The sequence below is a fragment of the Bradyrhizobium sp. LA2.1 genome (assembly GCF_040547725.1).
Classification (GTDB): domain Bacteria; phylum Pseudomonadota; class Alphaproteobacteria; order Rhizobiales; family Xanthobacteraceae; genus Bradyrhizobium; species Bradyrhizobium barranii.
This window is the reverse complement of the sequence record NZ_JBEPQI010000015.1, coordinates 161,798-186,995: the sequence shown is the minus strand read 5'-3', so window position 1 is coordinate 186,995 and position 25,198 is coordinate 161,798. Positions and strand designations below refer to the sequence as shown.

Annotated in this window: 22 protein-coding genes and 1 pseudogene; 16 read left to right on the top strand and 7 right to left on the bottom strand. The window is 64.0% G+C overall.

Going from position 1 to position 25,198, the window contains the following annotated elements; genetic code table 11:
* Nucleotides 1-10: 10 nt before the first annotated feature.
* A complete protein-coding gene (locus ABIB95_RS27780) occupies nt 11-1,282 on the bottom strand; it encodes an MFS transporter (RefSeq protein ID WP_354243939.1) in 1,272 nt (423 codons plus the stop codon).
* Between the two features lie 303 nt (nt 1,283-1,585).
* Here ABIB95_RS27780 and ABIB95_RS27775 point away from each other — a divergent pair, with 303 nt between their 5' ends.
* The 11 genes and pseudogenes from ABIB95_RS27775 to ABIB95_RS27725 all read left to right on the top strand — a co-directional run bounded on the left by ABIB95_RS27775 (nt 1,586) and on the right by ABIB95_RS27725 (nt 15,040).
* A complete protein-coding gene (locus tag ABIB95_RS27775) occupies nt 1,586-2,911 on the top strand; it encodes a UbiA family prenyltransferase (RefSeq protein ID WP_354243936.1) in 1,326 nt (441 codons plus the stop codon).
* Between the two features lie 117 nt (nt 2,912-3,028).
* Nucleotides 3,029-3,643 carry a ribonuclease D gene (locus ABIB95_RS27770; RefSeq protein WP_354243933.1) on the top strand — a complete coding sequence of 205 codons (615 nt, stop codon included), beginning with the start codon at nt 3,029-3,031 and terminating at the stop codon, nt 3,641-3,643.
* Between the two features lie 146 nt (nt 3,644-3,789).
* The gene (gene lptC, locus ABIB95_RS27765) at nt 3,790-4,521 is read left to right on the top strand and encodes an LPS export ABC transporter periplasmic protein LptC (RefSeq protein WP_063985962.1); all 732 of its coding nucleotides are present in this window, start codon (nt 3,790-3,792) and stop codon (nt 4,519-4,521) included.
* 5 nt (nt 4,522-4,526) lie between these two features.
* Nucleotides 4,527-5,243: an LptA/OstA family protein gene (locus tag ABIB95_RS27760; protein ID WP_354243931.1), complete on the top strand. Its 717-nt coding sequence runs from the start codon at nt 4,527-4,529 to the stop codon at nt 5,241-5,243.
* A gap of 246 nt (nt 5,244-5,489) precedes the next feature.
* Nucleotides 5,490-6,500 carry an LPS export ABC transporter ATP-binding protein gene (gene lptB / locus ABIB95_RS27755; protein ID WP_354177312.1) on the top strand — a complete coding sequence of 337 codons (1,011 nt, stop codon included), beginning with the start codon at nt 5,490-5,492 and terminating at the stop codon, nt 6,498-6,500.
* 90 nt (nt 6,501-6,590) lie between these two features.
* Nucleotides 6,591-8,204: an RNA polymerase factor sigma-54 gene (gene rpoN / locus ABIB95_RS27750; RefSeq protein WP_063980190.1), complete on the top strand. Its 1,614-nt coding sequence runs from the start codon at nt 6,591-6,593 to the stop codon at nt 8,202-8,204.
* 84 nt (nt 8,205-8,288) lie between these two features.
* On the top strand, nt 8,289-8,888 hold the full coding sequence (gene hpf / locus ABIB95_RS27745; RefSeq protein WP_063980189.1) for a ribosome hibernation-promoting factor, HPF/YfiA family: 600 nt from the start codon (nt 8,289-8,291) through the stop codon (nt 8,886-8,888).
* 221 nt (nt 8,889-9,109) lie between these two features.
* The gene (gene ptsN / locus ABIB95_RS27740; RefSeq protein ID WP_008141251.1) at nt 9,110-9,571 is read left to right on the top strand and encodes a PTS IIA-like nitrogen regulatory protein PtsN; all 462 of its coding nucleotides are present in this window, start codon (nt 9,110-9,112) and stop codon (nt 9,569-9,571) included.
* Between the two features lie 280 nt (nt 9,572-9,851).
* Nucleotides 9,852-11,351: pseudogene (locus ABIB95_RS27735) on the top strand (ShlB/FhaC/HecB family hemolysin secretion/activation protein); the annotation flags it as partial.
* Between the two features lie 685 nt (nt 11,352-12,036).
* Nucleotides 12,037-13,722 (top strand): GLUG motif-containing protein, encoded by a 1,686-nt coding sequence (locus tag ABIB95_RS27730; protein WP_354243928.1) that lies wholly within the window; start codon nt 12,037-12,039, stop codon nt 13,720-13,722.
* On the top strand, nt 13,619-15,040 hold the full coding sequence (locus ABIB95_RS27725; RefSeq protein ID WP_354243989.1) for a YDG domain-containing protein: 1,422 nt from the start codon (nt 13,619-13,621) through the stop codon (nt 15,038-15,040). The genes ABIB95_RS27730 and ABIB95_RS27725 overlap by 104 nt, the downstream gene beginning before the upstream one ends.
* 138 nt (nt 15,041-15,178) lie before the next feature.
* On the opposite strand, the gene ABIB95_RS27720 is transcribed toward ABIB95_RS27725, so the two are convergent.
* Nucleotides 15,179-15,385: a hypothetical protein gene (locus ABIB95_RS27720; RefSeq protein WP_354243925.1), complete on the bottom strand. Its 207-nt coding sequence runs from the start codon at nt 15,383-15,385 to the stop codon at nt 15,179-15,181.
* A 59-nt stretch (nt 15,386-15,444) separates the two neighbouring features.
* Between ABIB95_RS27720 and ABIB95_RS27715 the strand changes: the two genes are divergently transcribed.
* Complete coding sequence (locus ABIB95_RS27715) at nt 15,445-16,380, top strand: tetratricopeptide repeat protein (protein ID WP_354243922.1); 936 nt, start codon at nt 15,445-15,447, stop codon at nt 16,378-16,380.
* Between the two features lie 125 nt (nt 16,381-16,505).
* Here the strand turns inward: ABIB95_RS27715 and ABIB95_RS27710 are convergent, their stop codons facing one another.
* Nucleotides 16,506-17,144 carry a TetR/AcrR family transcriptional regulator gene (locus ABIB95_RS27710; RefSeq protein ID WP_208068490.1) on the bottom strand — a complete coding sequence of 213 codons (639 nt, stop codon included), beginning with the start codon at nt 17,142-17,144 and terminating at the stop codon, nt 16,506-16,508.
* Between the two features lie 280 nt (nt 17,145-17,424).
* Between ABIB95_RS27710 and ABIB95_RS27705 the strand changes: the two genes are divergently transcribed.
* From ABIB95_RS27705 to ABIB95_RS27690, 4 genes are all read left to right on the top strand, one after another.
* Nucleotides 17,425-18,228, top strand: coding sequence for an SDR family NAD(P)-dependent oxidoreductase (locus ABIB95_RS27705; protein WP_166347320.1), 804 nt, complete (start codon nt 17,425-17,427; stop codon nt 18,226-18,228).
* 36 nt (nt 18,229-18,264) lie between these two features.
* Nucleotides 18,265-19,395: a DUF5938 domain-containing protein gene (locus ABIB95_RS27700; RefSeq protein WP_354243918.1), complete on the top strand. Its 1,131-nt coding sequence runs from the start codon at nt 18,265-18,267 to the stop codon at nt 19,393-19,395.
* A gap of 57 nt (nt 19,396-19,452) precedes the next feature.
* Nucleotides 19,453-20,991, top strand: coding sequence for an AMP-binding protein (locus ABIB95_RS27695; RefSeq protein WP_354243915.1), 1,539 nt, complete (start codon nt 19,453-19,455; stop codon nt 20,989-20,991).
* A gap of 173 nt (nt 20,992-21,164) precedes the next feature.
* Entirely contained in the window at nt 21,165-22,007 is an 843-nt protein-coding gene (locus ABIB95_RS27690; protein WP_135214033.1) for a DUF1194 domain-containing protein, read from the top strand.
* 177 nt (nt 22,008-22,184) lie between these two features.
* Here the strand turns inward: ABIB95_RS27690 and ABIB95_RS27685 are convergent, their stop codons facing one another.
* The 4 genes from ABIB95_RS27685 to ABIB95_RS27670 form a co-directional block, all read right to left on the bottom strand.
* A complete protein-coding gene (locus ABIB95_RS27685) occupies nt 22,185-22,964 on the bottom strand; it encodes a HEAT repeat domain-containing protein (protein ID WP_354243910.1) in 780 nt (259 codons plus the stop codon).
* An 81-nt stretch (nt 22,965-23,045) separates the two neighbouring features.
* Nucleotides 23,046-23,318, bottom strand: coding sequence for a BQ00720 family protein (locus ABIB95_RS27680; RefSeq protein ID WP_011083553.1), 273 nt, complete (start codon nt 23,316-23,318; stop codon nt 23,046-23,048).
* Between the two features lie 51 nt (nt 23,319-23,369).
* Complete coding sequence (locus tag ABIB95_RS27675) at nt 23,370-23,795, bottom strand: Hsp20 family protein (protein WP_014438749.1); 426 nt, start codon at nt 23,793-23,795, stop codon at nt 23,370-23,372.
* 307 nt (nt 23,796-24,102) lie between these two features.
* Nucleotides 24,103-25,188, bottom strand: coding sequence for a sn-glycerol-3-phosphate import ATP-binding protein UgpC (locus tag ABIB95_RS27670; protein WP_208083755.1), 1,086 nt, complete (start codon nt 25,186-25,188; stop codon nt 24,103-24,105).
* Between the last annotated feature and the right edge of the window lie 10 nt (nt 25,189-25,198).

The following is a 25,198-nucleotide window of genomic DNA, read 5'->3' as shown; positions in this document are numbered from 1 at the left end:
AGTCGAGCCCTCAGACCACCCGTCTCCCGGTCCGCTCCGCCACCGCCTTCTGCACAAAGTACATCGCGACCAGCGAGACGATTGCCGACGCGACCACGACGTAGCCGATCCGGTCGAAATGGAGCAGCGAACCATCCGGTTGTTGCGCGATGATGGCGGCGGCGAGGACCGAACCGAGCCCCCCGGAGAGCTGCTGAAGCGACGCGCTGACCGCGCTGAACGAGCCGCGCTGGCTGGGGTCGGGGATCGCCGACATCAGCGCCTGCGACGGGATCATGCGCGAGAAGATGCCGACGAACATCAGGACGTTGACGAGGATCGCGGTCGCGAGCGAGACGTGGCCGAGATGGGTGTAGATCAGCACCATGATGACAGACACCACGCTGCCGAAGACGAAGGTAGGGTATTTGCCGAACGCGTCGCTCGCCCTGCCGACCAGCGGTCCCGTGACGATGCTGAACAGGCCGGAGACGAGATAGATCGTCGGCAGATGCGTGATGTCGATGCCGAGATTATGCACGGTGAAGGCGCTGGAGAACGGCATCAGCATGTAGCCGCCCGTCGCCAGCAATGTCGTGACGGCGAAGGCCAGCGTATAGCGCGGCTGTCCGATGGTCGCGATCAGATGGCGGAACGGGTTTCTGTCCTGCTTCAGTTTCAGATGCGCGTCGACCGGCTCCATCGCGAAGGCGATGACGGCGATCGCAACGATCGACAGGCCGACGATCGCAACGAAGCACACATGCCAGTTCCAGTGATTGGCGAGAAACAGCCCCGCGGGAATGCCGAGCACCTGGCTCGCGGCGAACGCCGTCTGGACGAAGCCCATCACGCGGCCGCGCAGGTGCAGCGCGAATAGATCGGTGATGATGGCCAGCACGACCGAGCCGATCACGCCGCCGAACAATCCGGTCACGATCCTGCCGAGCAGCAGCACATGGTAAGTCTGCGCGGCGGCACAGAGCAGGGTCCCGAGCGTGAAGCCGACATAGAAGAACAGCAGCAGGCGCTTGCGGTCGAAGCGATCGGCAAAGCCGGCGGCCAGGATGCCCGACAGTCCCGCGCTGAACGCGTAGGCCGACACCGCGACGCCGAATTGTCCGGCCGTGATGTCGAGCGCCGGCATCAGGATGGCGCCGAGCGGCGACATGATGATGAAATCCAGAATGATCGTGAACTGCGTGAACGCAAGCAGCGCGATCAGGAGCGCCTGGTAGCGCGTAAAGCCGCGCTGGCGTTCCTGTTGGTCGTCGATAGGCGCAGCGAGCGTCTGTTCGGTCATGACACCTGATTTCATTGTGGGCGGGGCAGGCGAGCGCGCGAAAACTGGCAGATGGGGTCGGCCGGGAGGATTTTCACGGGGCGCGCGGCAAAAGCCCTGCCGGAACACGAAGCTGGCGCCGGGTTGTGGGATCCATGCAACAGCAGGGTGCATGGTTTGGGCCCGGCATCCCCCAGGGGGCGCCGGCCCTTCTCCCCCCGGTTAAGTCGCCCTTAGCGAATGCCCCCTAGGCTCTCGGCCGTCCATTTCCCTGCTCCCCGGCCTCAGGGCCGGTCATGTTGCGGCAAGTCAGAGCGTTTTCGGATGGAGCAGCCTGCCTGGCACTACGATTCGGGCGTCCCCACACCGTCGGCGACCCCCGCCGCGGCGCGGACGCTTGTCATCGATCTCGAAGGCGCCCTGCTGCGGTCCGAGCTGCTGCTGGAAGCGCTGTTCTCCAGTCCCGGCCGCATGCTGGCCCGCTTCGGCGCGGGCGGACGCCCGGGCATGGCGGCGCTCACGGATATCCTGGCGCGTGCCGAGCTCGACTACGCCCATCTGCCCTATGATGCCGACGTGCTGAACCAGGCCCTGGCGGCGCGGGCGCGGGGCGACAAGATTTATCTGGTGGCCGGCCGGTTTGCGCATCACGCGGCGGGCATTGCCGCACATCTCGGGTTTGATGGCGTCGTTGCGCCAGCCGATCTCGCGGCGCCTGACCGGCTGCCGTTCGACCGCGCCTCCATGGAGCGCATCGAGACGCGCGGCAGCAGCCGTGCCAGCCTCAAAACCTGGGCGCAGGCGCTGCGCGTCTATCAATACGCCAAGAACACGCTGGTATTCGTGCCGGCGATCACGGCGCATCAGATGAACCTTGCGACGCTCGGCTATGCGTTGCTGGCGTTCCTGGCGTTCTCGGCCTGCGCGTCGGGCGCCTACCTGATGAACGATCTGCTCGATCTCTCAGCCGACCGGCAGCATCCGACCAAGCGCCATCGCGCGCTGGCGGCAGGTCGACTGCCGATGTCCTCGGCGCTGCTTGCGATTCCCGCGCTCTGGCTGCTCGCGGTCGCCGCCAGCCTCTGCATCTCGCCTTTGTTCCTCGGCGTGCTCGGTGGCTATCTCGCCACCACGATCGCCTATTCGCTCGTGCTCAAGCGCAAGATGCTGGTCGACGTCGTGACGCTCGCCGGTCTCTACACGCTACGCATCATCGCCGGCGCGGTCGGCGTCGGCGTGGTGCTGTCGGAATGGCTCTTGATCTTCTCGCTGTTCGTGTTCACCTCGCTGGCCCTGATCAAGCGCTTCAGCGAGCTCAGCATGCGCGAGAGCGCCGGTCTCGCCGATCCCTCCAACCGCGATTACAGGATCACCGACCTGCACATCATCGGTGCGATGGCGGCGGCGAGTGCCATGAACGCGGTGACCGTGTTCTCGCTCTACGTCTCCTCCTCCGCCGTGACGCCGCTCTACAGCCGCCCCTGGATGCTGTGGCTGCTCAATCCGCTGCTGCTCTACTGGTTCGGCCGCGCCCTGATGATGGCCCATCGCCGCGAGATGCCCGACGATCCGATTCTCTACACTTTTCGCGATGGTGCCAGCCGAACGACGGTGGCGGCGATGATCTGCATCATGCTGGCGGCGATCTGACCGCGCCCCGCCGGGAACAGCTGCCGCTTGCGCGGCCCGCCGCCAGTGGCTACATCGCGGGCAATCCGATTAGCTTATGATGCCGACCGACCAATTCGATTGAGGTTTTGAAACGCCATGACCGTACGCCTGCATCGCGGCGACCTGCCCGACCTGTCCCGCTACACCGGAGCGGTGGCGATCGACACCGAGACCATGGGGCTGAACCCGCACCGCGACCGGCTCTGCGTGGTGCAGCTCTCGCCCGGCGACGGCAGCGCCGACGTGGTGCAGATCCCCAAGGGCCACACCGACGCGCCGAACCTGAAGGCCCTGCTGGCCAATCCCGCGATCACGAAGATCTTCCATTTCGCGCGGTTCGACGTCGCGGTGCTGTACCAGACCTTCGGCGTCATGACCGGCCCGATTTATTGCACCAAGATTGCCTCCCGCCTGACCCGCACCTACACCGACCGGCATGGCCTCAAGGACCTCGTGCGCGAGGTGCTCAATGTCGACCTCTCCAAGCAGCAACAATCCAGCGACTGGGGTTCCGGCAGCCTGACCGAGCCGCAGCTCGCCTACGCCGCCTCCGACGTGCTGCACCTTCATGCCCTGCGCGAGCGGCTCGACGCCATGCTGGTGCGGGAGGGTCGTACTGCGCTAGCAAAAGCCTGTTTCGACTTCCTGCCGACCCGCGCCCTGCTCGACCTCCAGGGCTGGCAGGAAGAGGACATTTTCGCGCATTCCTGAGGCCTCGGGCCGCTGTTAGCTTAGGGCCGCCGCCCCGTTTCGGACACTTTCGTGCGGCCTGTCGCAGGCTGCATATTCAGGCGGCGCCGGATACAATGGCGTGCGCCCGTCAACCGGACGAGACGAGCGACACCTCGGGAGCTCAGGTGAATTCGGCCCAGAATCCAACCTACGACGCCGCGCTTGCGGCGAAGTTTGCCAGCGCGGCGCGCCACAGCCGCCTGGTGCGGATTCTGCGCATCGCGGTGCCGGTGACGGTGGCTGCGTCCATGGCCGCGATCGTCGCCGTCTCGACCTTCCTCAATCCGTTCCAGATCCCCGTGAAGCTCGACTCCGGAAATCTCGTGGTGACGGGCACCAAGATCACGATGGAAACGCCGCATATGTCCGGCTTCACCCCGGACCAGCGGCCCTACGAGCTCTGGGCCAAGACCGCGACGCAGGACATCACCGACCCCGATCATGTCGATCTCAATGATTTGCGCGCAAAGGTGCTGATGGAAGACAAATCCACTTTGCTGCTCGATGCGCGCACCGGCCGCTTCGACAACAAGCAGCAGCAGCTCGACCTGCACAAGGACATCTTCCTGCGCACCTCGTCCGGCTATGAGGCGCGGCTGAACTCGGCCTTCGTCGACATGGGCAAGGGAACGGTCTCCTCGGATGAGCATGTCGACGTCAAGCTGACCAACGGAACGCTGACCGCCGACCGGCTGCGGATCACGGAAGGCGGCGACGTCATCCGCTTCGAGGGCAATGTGGTGATGCATCTGGACAAGCTGGATGACCCCGCCGCTGCCCAGCCTGCGCCGGCCGAGCAGCCCGCGCCGCCGGTGAAGACACGCACGCCTCAGAACAAGTCTGCCAATTCAAAGTGATTTTCATGGTGAGATTCTTTTCGCGCAACGAAGACAAGCGGTGCGCCATTCTCGGTGCGGCCGCGCTCGCCGTCACCGTCGCGCTGGTCGCAACCGGTGCGGCCGTCGCGCAGAGCACGATGCAAGGCGTGCCCAACGCAATGCAGGGCTTTTCGCAAAACCGCGACCAGCCGATCCAGATCGAAGCCGCCTCGCTCGAGATGCGTGACAAGAAGAAGGAGGCGACCTTCTCCGGCAATGTGAAGGTCATCCAGGGCGACACCACCATGACCTCGAAGACGCTCGTGGTGTTTTACGACTCCGGCGGCGGCGACAAGCCGGCCGCGCCGCAGCCCGCGGCGAAGGGGACCAAGGGTGCGCCGATGCAGTCGGCGCAGCCGGGGCCGGGCGGCAGTTCCTCGATCAAGCGGCTGGAAGCGCGCGGCAATGTCGTCGTCACCCAGAAGGACCAGGTGGTAACAGGCGAGACCGCCGTGTTCGACACCAAAACCAACCTCATCACCATGCTCGGCGGCGTCGTTCTCACGCAGTGCAGGAACGTGCTGCGCGGCGACCGTCTGGCGGTCGACATGACCACGGGCGTCTCGCGGGTGGAATCCGACAGCGGCAGGGTGCAGGCATTGCTGCCGCAGGGCGGCAGCAATGATTGCGGTTCGGGGAGCCCGGGCAAGCCCGCCGCGGCGCCGCCGCTGCAATTGCCCGGCGCAGGCAAGCAAAAGTAAATTCCTGAAGCAACTTCAAGCGCTTGAGCCAGATTCTCCTGATCCGAGGTTGAAGCTTGCCCGGCGAGGCTGTATCTAGCGCGAAGGGCTTTCCAAGCGGGTTTCGCCGCTTTTCGGGCGTGTTTCACTGGGCATGAGACATCCCTTCACTCATGCTGTGCTGGCGAATCGCAAGGCCGGTGCGGCAGATCGCGGGATCACGCGCGGATCATCGCGCAGGATTGTCGTGAAAGGCTAGAAGGCGGGATGGTCGATCTCTTCAGCATGTTCCGTCGGCGCCCCGCCAAGCGCGGCCGGCCAGGATTTGCGCGTCAGGACATCACCGCCCTCGGTGACAGCGTCGGCGGTCTCGTGCCCAGCCCGGTGCGCGATGCATCGCCGATCGCCCGTGACCAGTCGATGCGCGCGCCCGACCATTTCCAGGCCGACTACCAAGCCGACTACCAGACCGAGCCTCCGCGTGCCCAGGCGGTGCATCCCGTGAGGGCCGCCAGCAGGCCCAACGGCGCTGGCGGGCCGCAGCTTCTCAAGCGGCCGGGCTTCCTGGCTGTGCATAGCGTGGAAAAGAGTTTCGGCAGCCGTCAGGTGGTGCGCGGCGTCAGCATCTATGTGCGCCGCGGCGAAGCGGTCGGCCTGCTCGGCCCGAACGGCGCCGGCAAGACCACCGTGTTCTACATGATCACCGGCCTGATCAAGCCCGATCGCGGCGCGATCGAGCTCGACGGCCACGACGTCACCAAGCTGCCGATGTATCAGCGCGCGCGGCTCGGCATCGGCTATCTGCCGCAGGAAGCCTCGATCTTTCGCGGCCTCACCGTCGAGCAGAACATCCGCGCGGTGCTCGAAGTGGTCGAGCCCTCGCGCAAGAAGCGCGAGCAGCAGCTCGACTCGCTGCTCGACGAATTCAACATCACGCGCTTGCGGAAATCGCCGTCGATCGCGCTGTCGGGCGGCGAGCGCCGTCGCGTCGAGATCGCGCGCGCGCTGGCGACGCGTCCGAACTACATGCTGCTCGACGAGCCTTTCGCGGGCATCGATCCGATCGCGGTCGGCGACATTCAGGACCTCGTCCGCCATCTCACCAACCGCGGCATCGGCGTGCTGATCACCGACCACAATGTCCGCGAGACGCTCGGCCTGACCGATCGCGCCTATATCGTCTATGCCGGTGAAATCTTGACCGAGGGAAGCCCGGATGAGATCGTCGCCGATCCCGACGTTCGCCGACTTTACCTTGGCGAGGAATTCCGCCTCTAGCCCTTTTTTCCCGTTCGTCAAGCCGTGTACATCGGGCCTGGACTAGGATAAGCAAAAATCGGACCAACTTTTGGGATCGGTTCTTGCTTCATGGCGCTCACGCAGAGATTAGAGTTCCGGCAATCGCAGTCGCTGGTCATGACGCCGCAGCTGATGCAGGCGATCAAGCTGCTGCAATTGTCCAATCTCGATCTCACGACCTTCGTGGAAGAGGAGCTTGAGCGGAACCCCCTGCTGGAGCGGGCCAACGACGAGCCGCCCGCGGGTGAAGCCCCGGCCGAGACCGGCCAGTTCAGCGATTCCGACGGTGGCCACAACGACGAGCCGGGCGGCGGTCCGGGCGAGGCGTTCGAGCCGGGCCAGGAAGAATGGATGAGCAAGGATCTCGGCACCCGCGCCGAGATCGAGCAGACCCTGGATACGGGCCTGGACAACGTCTTCTCCGAGGAACCGGCTGAGGCCGCCGCGCGCAACGCCCAGGATGCGGCGCCGACCACCTATACCGAATGGGGCGGCGGTGCCTCCGGCGACGAGGACTACAATCTCGAAGCCTTCGTCGCCGCGGAGATCACGCTCGGCGACCATCTTGCCGAGCAGCTCTCGGTCGCCTTCACCGGCCCGGCGCAGCGCATGATCGGTCAGTATCTGATCGACCTCGTCGACGAGGCCGGCTATCTGCCGCCGGATCTCGGCCAGGCCGCCGAGCGCCTTGGCGCATCGCAAGCCGACGTCGAGGACGTCCTTGCCGTGCTGCAAAAATTCGACCCGCCCGGCGTCTGTGCGCGCAATTTGAGCGAATGCCTGGCGATCCAGCTCCGCGAGCTCGACCGCTACGATCCGGCGATGCAGGCCCTCGTCGAGCACCTCGATCTGCTGGCGAAGCGCGACATCGCTTCGCTGCGCAAGCTCTGCGGCGTCGACGACGAGGACATCGCCGACATGATCGGCGAGATCCGCCGCCTCAATCCCAAGCCCGGCATGAAGTTCGGCTCGGCGCGGCTCCAGACCATGGTGCCCGACGTCTATGTCCGCCCGGGCCCGGATGGCGGCTGGCATGTCGAGCTCAACAGCGACACCTTGCCGCGCGTGCTGGTCAACCAGACCTACTATTCGCAACTCTCGAAGAAGGTCGGCAAGGACGGCGACAAGTCCTATTTCACCGACGCGCTCCAGAACGCGACCTGGCTGGTGCGCGCGCTCGATCAGCGGGCCCGTACCATCCTGAAAGTTGCGACGGAAATCGTGCGCCAGCAGGACGGCTTCTTCACCCATGGCGTGGCGCATCTGCGGCCGCTGAATCTGAAGGCCGTTGCCGACGCCATCCAGATGCATGAATCCACGGTGTCGCGCGTCACCGCCAACAAGTACATGGCGACAAATCGCGGCACATTCGAATTGAAATATTTCTTCACGGCTTCGATCGCCTCCGCCGACGGCGGCGAGGCGCATTCCGCCGAGGCCGTGCGCCACCACATCAAGCAGCTGATCGATTCGGAAGCGCCGTCGGCGATCCTGTCGGATGACACCATCGTGGAACGCTTACGCGCCTCGGGAATTGATATTGCCCGCCGCACGGTCGCAAAGTACCGCGAAGCCATGCGGATTCCCTCTTCGGTGCAACGCCGCCGTGACAAGCAGAGCGCTCTTGGTAACGTCCTCTCCACCGCAATGCCCGATCGCTCCCGCAACACCGAGCCGGCCTGATTGCGCTGGCGCGAAATCGCGCTACTCTCGATCCCCCATCGAGACCGATCCAAGCTGGGCACTTAAAACCAAGCGAGGCATCACATGACCCTCAGAATCTCGGGAAAGAGCGTCAGCGTCGGCGACGCCCTGCGCGGCCGCGTGACCGATCGGACCGACGAGGTCCTGCGTAAATATTTCGACGGGAACTATTCCGGCCACATCACCCTGAGCAAGGATGGCTTCGGCTTCCGCACCGACTGTGCCCTGCATCTTGATACGGGAATTACGCTGGAGGCCGATTCGAACGCGCCGGATGCCTATGCCAGCGCCGACCAGGCGCTCCTGATGATCGAGAAGCGGCTCAAGCGCTACAAGAGCCGGCTCAAGGACCGCTCGGCCCGCAAGGCCCATGTCGCCTCCGCGGCGCTGGCCGCCATGGACGCCACGAGCTACGTGCTGGAGGCGCCGGGCGAGGGTGAGGACGAGGACGAGGTCACCGGCTACAGTCCGGTCATCATCGCCGAGGCCACCACCTCGCTGAAGCAGCTGTCGGTGAGCGAGGCCGTGATGGAGCTGGACCTCAGCGGAGCGCCCTGCCTGGTATTCCAGCACGGCTCCAGCGGCCGGGTGAACATCATTTACCGCCGGGCCGACGGCAATGTCGGCTGGATCGACCCGCCGGGGCCCAAACCGGACGGTTAAGGGCTGGAACCGGCCCCCGTACCAACCGCAGCCCTTAACAATGAGCGGGGCAAAGCCGCACGCAGCAGTTGGCACCGGGATTGCGTTGGAGTAGAAGCGCCCCACATCAGGATCGGGGCTAAGTCCCCCTCCTGCTTCACCTTCTTGATGCCGGCCAGGCATGGTTTGACCAAGCTGGCCAATTCGGAACCTGACGGTTTAATTCACCTCGGAAACCTTCCATGCCGATTACCGATCTGGTCGCACCCGAGGCGATTCTCCCGGCATTGAAGGTCAACAGCAAGAAGCAGGCGCTTCAGGAGCTCGCGGCCAAGGCCGCCGAGTTGACCGGGCAGAACGAACGCTCCGTGTTCGAGGTGCTGCTGCAGCGTGAGAAGCTCGGCACCACCGCGGTCGGCTACGGCGTCGCCATTCCGCACGGCAAGCTGCCCAAGCTGGAAAAGATCTTCGGCCTGTTCGCGCGGCTCGATCGCCCGATCGATTTCGAGGCGATGGATGGCCAGCCGGTCGATCTCGTCTTCCTGCTGCTCGCGCCCGAAGGCGCCGGCGCCGATCACCTCAAGGCGCTCGCCCGCATCGCCCGCCTCCTACGTGACCAGGACATCGCCAAGAAGCTCCGCGCCTCGCGCGACGCCCAGGCGATCTATTCGGTGCTGGCGCTGCCGCCCGCAACCGCGGCGTAACGTCGCCTGTCCTCGTCGCCCGCTGAGAAGCGGAATCGATCCACGCAATTGCCAATGTACGCCGGCCATCTCCGTAGCATGCGCGCGGGATGTCGTGATCTCGTACTAGCCGGCAAGAGACCGCGAAAAATTTCCCCAGTTGAGACGTCCGGCACATCGTGCCTTGTCGGAGTCCGCTAAAGACGCTCAGGAACGCAAACGCAAGTGGCGCTTGGATCGACGCGCCGTCCTGCGCTTTCGCTGAGGTCGTTACCTATCGCCCGAAGGTCGGGCCCGTAGGATGAAAGTGGTTGGCGCGGTGCAGAGCAGGGCTGTTGTGGTGGGGCTAGTGATAGCAGTTACCGCAGTCCCGGCCGTCGCGCAGGATGCCGGATCGCTGCTCCGCGAGATGCAGCGGCAGCAGGAGATGCAGCGGCAGGAAAGGCTGCCGTCCCCTGACGAGATTCGACCGCAGCAGGCGCCCGCCGCCATCCCCGACCGGGGCGAGCGCATCATCGTGAAGGGCGTTCGCTTCACCGGCAAGGTGGAGCTGCTGCCACAGGCCGAGCGCGAGCAGCTCGTTGCCTCGGTGCGCGGCAAGCGCCTCGGCATCAAAGGGCTCTATGCGCTGGCCGATCAGGTGACGGCCGTGCTCCAGGGCCGCGGCCGGTTGCTGGCGCGCGCGCTGCTGCCGCCTCAGGACGTCACCAACGGCATCGTCACGATCGAGATCGCCGAGGGCGCGCTCAAGACCATCACGCTCGATCGCGCCAAGGGCGTGCGCGTACGTGAGGACCTATTGCGCGCGATCATCGAGGGTCGTCTCAAGCCGGACGGCGTGACGCGGCAGGATCTGGAAGACGCGCTGTTGCGGATGAACGACCTGCCGGGCGTGTCGGTGCATGCCAAGCTCGCGCCGGGCGAGGCGCCGAACACCAGCAAGCTCGTCGTCGGCGTCGCGCAGGCGCCCATTCTCGGGGGCGGTATTTGGGCCGATAATTACGGCAGCTCCAACGTGGGCAAGGCGCAGGGCAACGGGCTCATCTCGCTCACCGACGTGTCCGGCTACGGCGACCTGACGCGGCTCTCCGGCACGGTATCGCAAGGGCAGGAGTACGGCTCGCTGGTGACGAGCGTGCCGCTCGGCGCCAGCGGCTTCATTGCCAATGCGAGCTACGGCTATCTCGACTACCACAATATCGACGCCATCGGCAGCGCCCTCGGTCTCACCGGTTTTGCCCATTTCGCCAATGGCGGCGTCGACTACAGCCTGATCCGCTCGCGCGATTTCAACCTCCAGCTTGGTGGCACCGTGACCTGGAAGGCGCTGGTCGACGACAGCATCGTCGGAAAGCTTCAGGACAAGCGCTCGACCTCCGGTACGCTCAGCCTCAACGGCGACCGGCGCGACGCGCTGCTCGGCGGCGGCATCACCAACTGGTCGGTGAGCTGGACTTTTGGCGACCTCGATCTCTCGCGCCTGGCGAGCGCGCTCGCGGCGGACCAGGCTGGACTCCGGACGCAAGGGCCGTTCAATCGGATCAATGCCTCGGTTGCCCGGCTTCAGGCCTTGCCCGGCGACTTCGCACTGTTCGGTCGCCTCTACGGGCAATGGGCCGACAAGAACCTCGATTCCTCGGAAGATTTTGCGCTGGGCGGCCCGTTCGGCGTGCGCGGCTATCCCGTCGGCGAGGCGCGCGGCGACATGGGCGTGCTCGGCACGCTGGAGCTTCGCTACAACGCGCCGGTGCCTGTGCGCTTCGGCAGCCTGCAACTCGCGAGCTTCCTGGACGGCGGCTACGTCAAGATCAACGTGTCGCCGAACGGCATCGCGCCGGTCACTGTCTGCGGCTGCAACGATTACGGGCTCGCCAGCGCCGGCCTCGCCGCGCGCTGGACGCGCGAGTGGCTGAACGTCTCGGCTGGCCGGTCGCTACAACTTCACCGGCAGCGGCGGCGCGATCACCAACGAGGGCAGCATCTCCGGCAAGGTGGTGGCGCTGATCTCGCCGAGCGTCAGCAATTCCGGCACCATCACCGGCAGCACGGCGCTCGCCGCCGGCACCGACGTGCTGCTCGACTTCAATGGCGACGGCCTGCTCTCGGTCGAGGTCAAGGCCTCCACCGTCAAGACCCTGGTCGAGAACAAGGGATTGATCCGCGCCGATGGTGGGCTCGCCATCCTCACCGCCAAGGGCGCGAGCGACGCCATGAAGGGCGTCGTCAACAACACCGGCGTGGTGCAGGCCGCGAGCATCGGCAGCAGGAACGGCCGCATCCTGCTGCTCGGCGATGCCAGGCACGGCGAGGTCAATGCTGGCGGCACGCTGCGGGCCCGCTCGGTCGAAACCTCCGCCGCCAAGGTCAATCTCGCCGCCGATCTGAAGGTCGATACGCTGGGCGGGCATTGGCTGATCGATCCTTCAAACATAACCATCGACGCCAATTACGCGGCGGCGCTGCAGACCGCGTTGGCGAGCGGCGACGTGACGGTGACGACGTCCAGCAGCGATACCGAACCCGGCGACATCTCGGTCAATTCGCCGGTCATCTGGGGCTCGCACGTTCTCACTCTGAGAGCCGACAACAACATCATCGTCAATGCATCGCTCACCTCCACGGGAACGACGGGTAGTGATGGGCTGATTCTGCAATATGCGCAGACCACCAGCAGTGGCACCTACACCATCAACTCCCCGATCAATCTCGCCGCGGGAAGCTTGTTTCAGACTCAGAACGGGAGCTCGGGGCCGATCACCTACAAGATCATCACGGACGTGAGCGCGCTTCAGAACATGAATGCCGATCTGTCCGGCCGCTACGCCTTGGGGTCGGATATTGATGCGTCCGCGACCAGGAATTGGAATTCAGGCGCTGGATTTGCACCAGTCGGAAACAGCAGCAACGCGTTTTCGGGAAGCTTCGAGGGATTGGGGCACGTCGTCAGTGGACTCTCCATCAACCGCCCCTCAGAAAATAATGTCGGTCTGTTCGGCTATGCCAACGGCGCGATCATCATTGGCAACGTCAGCCTGAGCAATGCATCGATCATCGGCAATAATTCGGTCGGGGCTCTGGTTGGGGCTGCGAATTCCACCACCATCAATCACGCTGATGCGAACGGTACGATCATCGGCAATGATTCCGTCGGGGGGCTGCTGGGCTACGCCAGCTACTCGCTCGTGACCGCGTCGTTTGCGACCGGCGTCGTCACGGGAAGCGGCAGTCGTGTCGGTGGGCTCGCCGGCAACGTCGACAACCTCAGCGCAGTCAGCGATTCCTACGCAGAGGGGCGCGTCAGGGGCGCGTCTCACGTCGGGGGCCTGATCGGGTATCTCGGCGCAAATTCCACCGCGACCTACGTCTATTCGACCAGCGACGTAACTGGCGGTGCCTATGTGGGAGGGCTGGTCGGGTACAATGACGGCGCGGTCGTTGAGTCCTATGCGACCGGCAAGCTTTCCGGCGGCAGCTCCGCCGATACCGGCGGACTGATCGGATATAACAGCGCCAGCGGTACGGTCGACAGAAGCTACTGGGATATCGAGACCACCGGTGTGTCGACGGGATGCGCCACAAATCTCGGCGGTTGTTCGGCGACCGGCTTGACCACGGCGGCCGCGCTTCTGCACCAAAGCTATCCCGGCTTCTCCTTCTGGCCCGCAGTGCCTTGGGGGCACTGGTACGGGATCCATGGCTATACCCGGCCCTTCCTGCGTTCCGAATATTCGACGATCATCCGAAACTCATCAGCTTCAATTGATGGAGATGAATCTCAGGGGCAGCTTCGTCCTTGCCAACAATCTCGATTTCGCAGTCCTGACCGACGGCAGCCGCTCCGATATGTGGGCCACGAGCAGCCTTGCGGGCACCGGGTTTTCACCGGTGGGCTCGATCGTCTACAATTTCTACGGAACATTCGACGGCGGCAATCACACGATCTCAGGTCTCGTGATCAATCGCCCCGCCAGCGAACAAGTTGGCTTGTTCGGCATGACAAACGGCAGCTTGATCGAGAATGTTGGCTTGCGAGACGTCTCGGTCAAAGGAAGCTTCTCCACCGGAGGCCTGATCGGCCGGAGCACCAACGGCAGCATCTTGCGGAACTCCTATGTCACCGGGGACATCAATGGAAGCTACTACGTAGGTGGACTCATCGGTTGGAACGATAGCAGCACCGTTCAGGACGTCTACGCGCTGACCCATGTATCCGGAGACACGGCGATCGGCGGACTGATCGGGGTCAACAATTTCGGTACCATGCGAAACGCTTACGCGATTGCGACCACATCCGCGCGCCGTGCGGCGAGCGAAACGGTGGGAATACCACTGGATGGAACCTATTCAGGCATATTCGGCGGGAGTTCGGCAGACGTCACCAATCCTTTTACCTTCATTGACGCAGGGTGGGATTTTGGCGGTGTCTGGGGGAAGTCGAGAGTTGGAGAAAACAACGGCAACATGATGCTGCGCTCGTTCGGCGGCACATTCTACGACAACTATGTTCGGCTTTCCGGCGATACGACCAAGACCTATGGCGACGCCAACCCGGCCATATCCGGTATCACGCTCGACGGCGTCGGGACCAGCAACGTATCTCTGGCCTGGGGGAGCGCAGTCACGACGCGGACCAGCGCGGGGTCCTATGCGTATGCGGCACCCAACGTGCTGAACGTATCCAGCAGCAGCGGAGCCACCTGGCTCGACTACGGCAGCGGCACACTCATCGTCAACAAGGCGCCGCTGACCATCGCCGCCAACGACGCGTCCAGGATCTACGATGGCACGCGCTTTGGCGGTGGCAACGGGGTCACGTACTCCGGATTTGTGAATGGTGAGGATGCGTCGGTTCTGTCGGGAACCGTGGTGTATGATGGCAGCGCACAGGGTGCTCGTAATGCCGGGCACTACAGCATCGGCGCATCGGGACTTTCGGCACAGAACTACGCGATCACCTGGGTCGACGGCACGTTGACGATCAATCGCGCGACGATATCCGCGATCACCGGCATCACCGCGCTGAACAAGAGCTTCGACGCCACGACGACGGCGACCCTCGACACCTCAGCGGCAAAGTTCGTCGGCATGATCGCGGGCGACGACGTGATGGTAGCGACGTCGATCGGCAATTTCACGGATCCTATGGTAGGCCGGGACAAGAGGGTCGACATTACCGGCCTGACGCTCGGCGGGGCCGATGGAGGCAACTACATTCTCGGCAACTCGACGGCTACGACGACGGCCGACATCACGATGAGGCCGGATGTCGTCACATGCTCGTCCTATGGTGCCGGCAGCAGCGGGATCTGTGGTACAATTGCGCCCAATCCCGCGCTGGATGTCGGACGAAATGCTGCGGTCCCGCTTGAGATTGTGGCGCCCGTCTCCGGCGCGGGTCAGTCCGCGGGCCCGATCACGTTCAGGACCGTACGGTGCCAGGACGGCGGTAACGGTGGACAACCCTGCCGAACGCAGGACACAGCTCATTGAAACGAGGCGAGGTCGTGCTGCCTTAAAGCACCCGGAGCGGCACAATCGCAGACGCCGGCAAGGGCGTCCTGCGCTACGCTTGGTGAGACCGCAGGGGCGGCCCTCGTCCGTTCGAACCGAAGCCCCGCAGTCTGCGACTTATTTTCGCAGCCGGGCGCTGTGATGTCTTTCCGCCGGATTCGATCGTCGCCCGCTTGCGCGACCCGGCGCGGCTTCGATGCAGGGTTTTTTGAGCCATGAATTGCGGTTCGATCGGCCGGATTTTCGGTCTGTTTCAATGATCTCGGTCTTTTCGGCGATGACGCGGTCGTTGGACGTATCGTCGGCATGAACGGCAACCGTCACGGCAATGGTGACCGAGCTGATCCGACCAACGCGGTTGCTTACGAGCTGCGCGGCGAAACTTGGTCAAGCGGGACAGGGATCGCGCCTTCGAGGACTGCGGCGCCGCGATACGGATCGATCCGAATTTCGGACGGGCTTATAACTGCCGCGGCCGCGCCTATTCGGCGAAGGGCGAACGGGATCGCGCTTTGGCCGATTACAACGATGCCATTCGCCTCGATCCCGGCTACGGACCGTCCTACACCTCCCGTGCCCTCGAATATTTCAACAATCGCGACTTCGATCTGGCGATCGGCGCGTTTACCGAGGCCATCGAACGCAATCCCAAGCAAGCCTACTTTGCTCTTATCAAGAGAGGGGAAGCGTATGCGGCGAAGCGCGACTCCGATCATGCCGTCGCCGATTACAACGAGGCGATGCGGCGCAATCCCGCCGCCGCATGGCCCTACGAGCTGCGAAGCACCGTCCATTTCAACAAGGGCGAGATCGACGAGGCTCTCGACGACTGCAACACCGCCGTCCGTCTGGAGCCCGGGAGTGCTGGCGGCCATTATTGCCGGGCCATCGTTCTCCTGAAAAAGGACGACACCGACAACGCCATCCGCGAGCTTGATGACGTCACGAGGATCATGCCTTCCTTCGAGAGGGCATATCTCGCTCGCGCCCTCGCCTGGCACAAAAAGGGCGACGATCAACGTGCTGTTGCCGATTTCGACGAAGCGATTCGGCTTCAGCCGGGAAATTCGACGGCCTACAACAATCGCGCCAGTGCGTTTCGCGACATGGGCGAGAACGATCGCGCGCTCGCCGACTACAACGAGGCGATACGGCTCGATCCCGGCAATCAGGTCGCTCTGGTCAATCGCGGCATCCTCTATATGAAACTGTCCGACGCCAAACATGCGCGCGCCGATTTCAATAGCGTGCTCGCGCTGCCGCCGGGCGACCAATGGGCCGTGGACACGGCGCGCGAAGGACTTGGCTTTTTGAAGTGATGCGTCTCGAAAGAGCGCGCATCTCCGCTCTCGTGCCCCGGACGCAGCGCAGCGCGTCCCTCGCGATGCGAAGCATCGTCGAGAGCGGTGCGCTGCAGAGCCTTCGCCGGCGCCGCTCGTGTGCGTCAGCAGACCGTCGGCAGCAGGCGCCGGACTTCGTCGAGCAGTTCGGGAATCGCCGTCTTGTCACCCGCGAGGTGCTTGAGCAGCGCACTTTGGAATAGACCGTCGAACAGCGCATAGAGCGCGGCGGGCGACGACGCCGGCCGCTTGCCGCCGAGCTCGGCATAGCGGGAGGCGATGCGCCAGATCATCGCTTCCAGGCTCTTGTCGATCTCGAGTACATCCTTGCGAAACGCCGCCTCGAACATCGCCTGCGAGCGCAGGTCGTACCAAAGGCGGTGCATACGGGCTTCGCTCTGCAGCGTTGCTGCGAGCTTGGCGAGGAAACCCTCCGTCAATTCGTCGCGGCTCGTTGCTGTCGCGACGACATCGTCATATCGCGTCACGCACTTCGCCTTGTAGTGGCGGACGCAGCAGCAGATCAGGTCGAGCTTGTCGCTGAAATAATAGTGGAACACGCCGTGCGTGAACGCCGAGTTCTGCGCGATTTCGCGCAGGCTGGTGCGTGCGAAGCCGAGCTCTCCAAGCGTTTCGAGCGCGGCCTCGGCAAGCTCGACGCGCCGCGCGTTGAACTTCTCGTCGCGCAGCACCTCGGCCGCATCAGCCACACGCCGGGCCGCTCCCGTCACCTGCCGCGCCATCTTGTCCTTATCCTCAGTCCCGTTCTTTCAAGGACTTATACCGCGTCGACCGCGGAATGCTCCATCCCCTCACAACCACTTCCTTTGACAACTGTCAAATTCGTTCTTGACAAGTGTCAAGATTCTGGCGGAGGTTCGCACCAAGAATTTGGACAGTCGTCAAGACGTCCGACCATGGAGGAACGCTTCGCTGGGTGCCGCCGAAAGGCCTGCGCCCATCGACTTGGTGCGCGCCGATTGGCGCAGCACGAATCGATCACCAGCAACGGAGGAGTGGGTCATGAGTGGGAAGAGCCTTGCAGGCAGGAAAGCCCTGGTCACCGGCGGTGCCCGAGGAATCGGGGCGGCCATCGCGCAAGCGCTGGCGCGAGCCGGCGCCTCGATCATGATCGCCGACATCCTGGAAGAGACCGGCCGCGCCAGCGCAGCCGCTATCGCGAAGGAAGACGTCGCCACGGGCTTCGTCCAGCTCGACGTCACCGACGACGCTCAATGGGAGCGGGCGGTTGCCAACACCGTCGCAACCCTCGGCGGCTACGACATTCTGATCAACAATGCCGGCATCGAGATCACGTCGCTGATCTCCGAGGTCAAGGCCGAGGACGCGCGGCGGATGTGCGACGTCAATATCGTTGGCACCGTGCTCGGCATGAAGCACGCCTTCCGTGCCATGCGCCCGGGCGGGCCGGCCGGCAAGGGCGGCGCCGTCGTCAACATCGCCTCGGTTGCGGCAACGATCGCCTTCCCGAGCATCGCGGTCTATTCGGGCACCAAATCCGCGGTTGACCGCATGACGCGGGTCGGAGCGATGGAAGCCGGCAAGCTCGGTTTCGGCGTGCGCGTAAACTGCATCTATCCGGGCCTGATCCCGACCGACATGGGCATGCAGCTCGCCAACGACATCGTCAAGGTCGGGCTCGCGGCTGACGTCAACGCCGCAGTCGGCTCGGTGGTGGAGCAAACCCCGCTCGGCCGTCTCGCCGAGGTCACGGACATCGGCGATGCCGCGGTGTTCCTGTGCTCGAACGAGGCGCGCTTCATCACCGGCATCGGACTGCCGGTCGATGGCGGCATGGGCATGTAACAACAAAGCCGACAACAAGCATTTCGGAGGAACGCAATGAGCGAGAAGAAGCCCGTCATCGTCTATGGCGCTTCCGGCTATACTGGCCGGCTGGTCTGTGAATACTTACGCGAATACAACATCCCCTTCATCGCCGCCGGCCGCAGCAATGAGAAGCTCAACGCCGCGATGAAGTCGAATGTAGCGGGCATCGAGACCGCCGACTACGAGGTGGTTAAGGTGCCGCACACCGTGGCTGCGCTGACTGAATTGTTCAAGGGCGCCTCGGTGGTGCTCAACACCGTGGGTCCCTTCGCCAAGTTCGGCGGCGAAGTGGTGCAGGCTTGCCTCGCTTCCAAGTGTCATTACACCGACACCACCGGTGAGCAGGACTGGCTGATCACGCTCGAGCAGGAGTGGGGCACGAAGTTCGCCAATGCCGGGCTGCTGTTGGCGCCAGGCATCGCGCAGATGTACACCACCGGCGAGATCGCCGCCCAGCTGTGCCTGGAGACGCCCGGCCTCGACACGCTGGACATTGCCGTGTTCTGGGGTGGCAGCCCGACCATCGCATCGACGCAGACCATCCTGGTCAACGCCGCGATGGCCAAGGCCTACTACCTGGAGCAGAACAAGTACGTCGAGCATCAGCCCGATGCCGGCCTCTACAACCTCGCCATCCCCGGTCAGCACGAGCTGGCGCTGGCGTTGCCCTGGGGAGGCACCTCGCACCCGGTGTGGTTCAAGCGCGATCCGCGCGTGGCCAACGTGAAGGTGCTGGGCGGCGTGTTCAACCGCGGGCTGATGTTGGCTGTGCCGCAGATCGTCGCGGCCGCGCTGGACGCGACCAAGGACATGAAGCCCGACGACCGCTACGCCGCGTTGGCGCAGACCGCTGCCGGTGTGATGAACACCATGCCGCCGCGCGAGAACCCGCGCGTCAACAAGTCGATGGATTCGGTGCATGCCTCCGGCCCGTTGGGGCGCGCGCACTGCGTCATCAACGGCAACAGCAACTACAAGCAGACCGGCATGTTGCAGGCCTATGCTGCGGCCCATCTGTTGCAGCAGCCGCCGAAGCGCGTGGGGTTCGCCTCCGGCTGCCAGGCGTTCGGCCATCACGAGCTGCTTGGGCAGTTGCGCAGCTTCGGGCTCGTCAGCAAGCCGGTTCTGACCGTGCACGATTAAGTCAATCGCGGGTGGCGCGGACCTCCGCGTCACCCGCTGCCGCTTCGGGTGTTGATCATGCGCTTCATCGATTACCTGGACAAAGGTGCCTCGCTCGGCGCCGACGCGCCATGCCTCACCATGGATGGACGCGACCTCAGCTATCGCGACGTGCAGCGGCTGAGCTACCGCGTCGCGCGCGGGCTCGCGCGATCGGGCATTGCTGCCGGCGAGAAGGTCGCAATCCTCTCCGGCAACGATCCGGTCGCGTTTGCCTGCGTGTTCGGCATTTCCCGCGCGGGCTCGGTCTGGTGCCCGATCAATCCGCGTAACGAGGCAGCCGAAAATCGGCTCATCCTCGAGCAATTCGACTGCAGCCTGCTGTTGTTTCATTCAAGCTTCGCGTCGATGGTCGAGGCGGTGCGTGCAGAGCTGCCAAAGCTGCGCGCCGTCGTCTGCCTCGATGCCGAGTTGTCCTTCGCGCCCTCGTTCGACAGCTGGCTCGCCGGCCTTGCAGACGACCACTATCAACGCGAGACGATCGACGATCTCGCGATGATCCCGGGCACCGGCGGCACCACCGGCAAGCCGAAGGGGGTCATGCTGTCGGGCCGCAACATCGAGGCTATGACGGCACTGACGCTGATGGGCTATCCCTTCAAGGGCCGCCCGATCTACCTCGCGCTTGCGCCGCTGACCCACGCGGCCGGCGTGCTGTGTTTCCCGATCATGGCGCTCGGCGGCCGCATCGTGATCATGCATCACCCCGACATCGCCGAATTCCTCGATCTGATCGAGCGCTATCGCGTCACGCACACCTTCCTGCCGCCGACCGTGATCTACATGCTGCTCGATCATCCGAAGCTCGACTCCGCGAGGCTCGGGTCTCTGCAATGTTTCTGGTACGGCGCGGCGCCGATCTCGGCCGCGCGGCTTGCGGAAGCGCTCCAGCGTATCGGGCCGATGGCGCAGTTGTTCGGTCAGACCGAAGCGCCGATGATGATCTCGATGATGGCACCTAGCGAGCATTACAATGCGGACGGCACGATCGCGATGGAGCGTCTCGCCTCGGCCGGGCGGATCAGCCCGCTGGTGCAGGCCGGCATCATGGATGGCGACGGCAATTTGCTGCCGACCGGCGCCCGCGGCGAGATCGTGGTCCGCGGTTCGCTGGTGATGGAGGGCTATTACAAAAATCCCGAGGCTACGGCGGAAGCCTCCGCGCATGGCTGGCATCACACCGGCGACATCGGCTACATCGACGACGACGGCTACCTCTATATCGTCGATCGCGCCAAGGACATGATCATCACCGGCGGGTTCAACGTCTACTCGATCGAGGTCGAGAACGCGCTGCGGGCGCATGAGGCGGTGCAGGATTGCGCCGTGATCGGGCTGGCGGACGAGAAATGGGGTGAGCGGATCGTCGCCGTGGTGCAGCCCCGCGCCGGCCAAAGCGTCGATGCGACGGCGCTGGCTGCCTTCGTCAAGGCGCGGATCGGCAGCGTCAAGACACCGAAGCAGATCGAAGTCTGGGACGACCTGCCGCGTTCCAAGGTCGGCAAGGTCTTGAAGCCGGACATCCGCGCGCGGCTGGCGGAGCGTTCAGGCGGCTGAGGCGCATCTTATTGCAGCGCCCATCGCTTCGACGATATCCGCGAGACGCGCTGACGCGGACATTCGCGCGGGCCTGGAACTCTCATCCGTGTCCGGGCAGGCAAAGGCATGTTTCCGCTTTTCGATGCGCGTTTTGGGTGTCACCATGCTTTTGAACGGACGGGAGGGCCGCCATGCGCTGGTGTGTCTCGGTCGGGGCGGTGCTTGTTGCGGGGGCGATCGTCGGAGGTGACGTTGCCAGCATTGCCGCGCCGAGCCCGAAATCAGGGATAGCCGACGCCAGGCACAGCGCACTGTCCGTCAATGTCGAGCTCGTTATCGCCGTCGACGTCTCCTATTCGATGGATCTGGACGAACTCGCCATTCAGCGCGAGGGCTATGCACAGGCCATCGTCTCGAAAGACTTTCTTCAGGCGCTAAGGGCCCGTCCGGCCAGCAAGGTGGCTCTGACCTATTTCGAATGGTCGATGTCGGGCGACGACAGGATCATCATTCCGTGGCGCGTGATCGACGGCCCGGAATCGGCGGACGCCGTGGCCGCCGAGATCATGAAAACGCCGATTCGCCGAGGTTCGAGCACCTCGATTTCCGGCGCGATCAATTTCGCAGTGCAGCTGTTCGAAGAGAATCCCTATCGCGGGTCGCGGCGCGTCATCGACATTTCCGGCGATGGGCCGAACAACGACGGAGCCCCCGTCACCGGCGCGCGCGACGCTGCCGTTGAGAAAGGCATCATCATCAACGGCCTGCCGATCATGGTGAAGGAGCCGTCCTATTTGACGACCGATATCGAGAATCTCGATCTCTATTACGAGGACTGCGTGATCGGAGGGCCGGGCGCCTTCATCATGACAATCAAGGATCGCGAAAAATTCCAGGAAGCGATCCGGACCAAGCTTGTTCTCGAAGTTGCGGGCCTCACGCCGGAGGGGAGGATCGTCCGAACCGCCGAGAAAGAGCCCCGGGTGTCCTGTCTGGTCGGCGAAGAAAAATGGCGGGAGCGCGGGCGACGGTGAGACACCGAAGCTGATCGAAGTCCGGGACGACCTGCCGCGCTCGAAGGTGGGCAAGGTGCTGAAGCCGGACATTCGCGCGCGGCTGGCAGGGCGGTCAGGCAGCTAATCAAGGGTGACGGTGCGTCGGCAATACCCGAGCGGTGCAAGACGACGTTCGGTCGATGTGGTCGCCTTCTCCTACTCGCTACCTTCTGAAGCCGGCTTCGCGCGGAGCGAATTGGCAAAATTGACGAGATACTGCCGCCCATCGCGCTGAGCGAGATCGAGATATGACGGCAACAACGGCGAGTTAACCGCGGAAAGTGCGTCGAGCGCGGCCATCCGCTGATATTCATGCTCCGTGCTCCACGCGCGAAGCGCCAGCGTCTCCGACCTTTTCGACCGCCTGCGCGCGAGAGCAAGAAGCGCTCGCCGGCTTACATACTCATCCGCGTCGTGAAAGAATTGCTCCAACAGTGGTTCGACTTCATCGGCGGCAAATTCGTCGCTCCCAAGCGCATCAGCGAGTTGCCACCGGGCATCTCGCTCCGGCGAATGCGGGGCCAACCTCGCCAAAGCCAGCAGATGAGCCGGCTTGGCCATCAACTCACGCTTGAGTACCTCCACCTCATTGTCGCGAGCAAGGATGTAAAGCAGCAACTCGACGATAGGAGCGCTCCAATGCTGCGGAACGCCCGAATCCAGGAACGCGGCGAAGGCAGTCGTGATCGCGGGCCATTCTCCATAGTCGCATTCCCACTCGTCAGATCTCTGGCCAACAGGGTAGCGATCAGCCCAACGGCGAAATGCCAACACCGCCCTAACGAATCGAGCCTGAGCACCTCCAATGTACGCGATTGGCTCGTCGGTCATGATGGTCTGGTCACGCTTCCATAGCCCGATCCGGCTGATCGAGTAGCCGGAGGATATCGGGCCATAGCACAAAGAAAGCGAGGCGTCCGCTTGGTGCCGCGTCATGGGATGGCCCATAAAAAATGCGCGGGCCGCCTTGAGGCATGCCCGCGCATTTGAATTCGCAGATGTCGCGCTAAGCGTGCGTCAGTGCACGCTCACGGCTTGCAGCTCGTTGCTCCAGGCGTTGGCGACCGCGGCTTCGCGGCTGTCGGTCAGCATGATCGGCGTGCCGTCGGCGGCGTGGAGCGCGAAGAGCTTGAGGCCCGGCGCGATCTTTGGCGCTTCGGGAAACAGGCCCGGCACATCCTCGGAGCGGATCTGCTTCACATAGGCGATATGACCTTCGCCGAGAGTTGCCAGCGTCTCGGGCGAGACGTTCTTGGCTTCGTATTCGAACGCAACGTGACCTTCACTCATGGTCTCGACTCCTTCACAGAAACTAAGCGGTCGAGTCCGCTACTCGTTCCATTATTCGTGCTCATTGATAGCGATTGTCTTAACGATCCTCTCCGGTTCAGGCCGGGCAAGATCGACCGACAGCAGCCCGTTCTTCAGATCCGCTCCCAGCACGAGCATCCCCTCCGCCAGCACGAAGGTGCGCTGGAAGTGGCGCGCGGCGATGCCGCGATGGATGTATTGCCGGGTCTTGTCGTCCTGCTGCCGCCCGCGAATCACGAGCTGGTTTTCCTCAATGGTTACATCGAGTTGGTCGCGGGTGAATCCGGCGACCGCCAGCGTGATCCGCAGCCGCTCGGGCTGGCCGTCCGACCGGTCGCACCTCTCGATATTGTAGGGAGGGTAGCCGTCGGCGCCTTTGACGACGCGATCAAGCACGCGCTCGATCTCGTCGAAGCCCAGAAGGAACGGACTGGAAAGCGTGGGAACACGAGACATAGTTTACAAAGTCCTCTCGAAGCGACTTTGGCATTTCAGGGCCCGGAAGCGGCGCCCCTTGGTCAGCAATATGGTCATAACCCCGTGTCGGTTCAAGGACGTAGCGGGGGCCTGTGGATTGGCCGATTTCGCGCCTGACCCCGCCTGCGGCCGCGCAGATGCGCCCGATTCGGCACCGGGAACTTAAATGCTCGGACAAGCCCGGGCATGACGAATTGGCGGAGCGATTTCTCCAATGAAAACAAACCCCGGCTACTGTGCATGGGGTTGTTTTTCTGGTTTTTGATCGGGCGGCCCTCGGAACCGGTCAGGCTTCGATCCGGGTCCGTCCGTCACCGCTGAAAAGGTGCAGTTTCGGCCGTACCGCCGCGACGCGGATCCTCTCACCGATGGCGGGGGCCTCGGTTCCGGGAATGCGGACGATGACCTCGCCGGGCGGCAACTCGCCGGGGGTGGCGGCGACGCGCTGGTCGTCCTGGGCCCGCGTGCCGTAGACGAAGGTTTCCGCGCCGACGCGCTCGATCGCTTCCACCGTCAGCGGCAATGCGACACCGCCGGCCGGGGTCTGGTCGGTGATCACGAAGTCTTCAGGGCGGATGCCGAGGATGCCGGCCTCGGTCGCGCTGCCGTCGAGCTGCGATTTGATCTCATCGGCGCGCGTCGACATCAGGTTCATCGGCGGTGCCCCGATGAAGGAGGCGACGAAGGTCGTCGCCGGCTTCTCGTAGATCGCGAGCGGATTGCCGACCTGCTCGACCTGGCCGCCATTCATCACCACGAGAATATCGGCGAGCGTCATCGCCTCGAGCTGGTCGTGGGTGACGTAGATCGACGTCGTGTTGAGCCGGCGCTGCAACTTGCGGATCTCGACCCGCATTGCAATGCGCAGCTTTGCGTCGAGGTTCGACAGCGGCTCGTCGAACAGAAAGACTTTCGGCTGGCGCACGATGGCGCGGCCCATCGCGACGCGCTGGCGCTGGCCGCCGGAGAGCTGGCGCGGCTTGCGCTCCAGCATCGGCGCGAGCTCGAGCACGCGTGCGGCTTCCTCGACGCGGGTCTTGACCTCGGCCTCCTTCATGCCGCGGTTGCGCAGGCCGTAGGCCATGTTGTTGAAGACGCTCATATGCGGATAGAGCGCGTAGTTCTGGAACACCATCGCGATGTCGCGATCGGCGGGCTCGATCTGGTTGACGACGCGGCCGCCGATGTCGATCTCGCCGCCGGTGACGGTCTCGAGCCCTGCGACCATGCGCAGCAGCGTGGACTTGCCGCAGCCGGAGGGACCGACCAGCACGCAGAACTGGCCGTCGCCGACATCGACGTTGACGCCCTTGATGGCCTCGAAGCCGCCGGGATAGGTCTTGCGGACGTTGCGCAGGGTGACGTTAGCCATGAAAACTCGC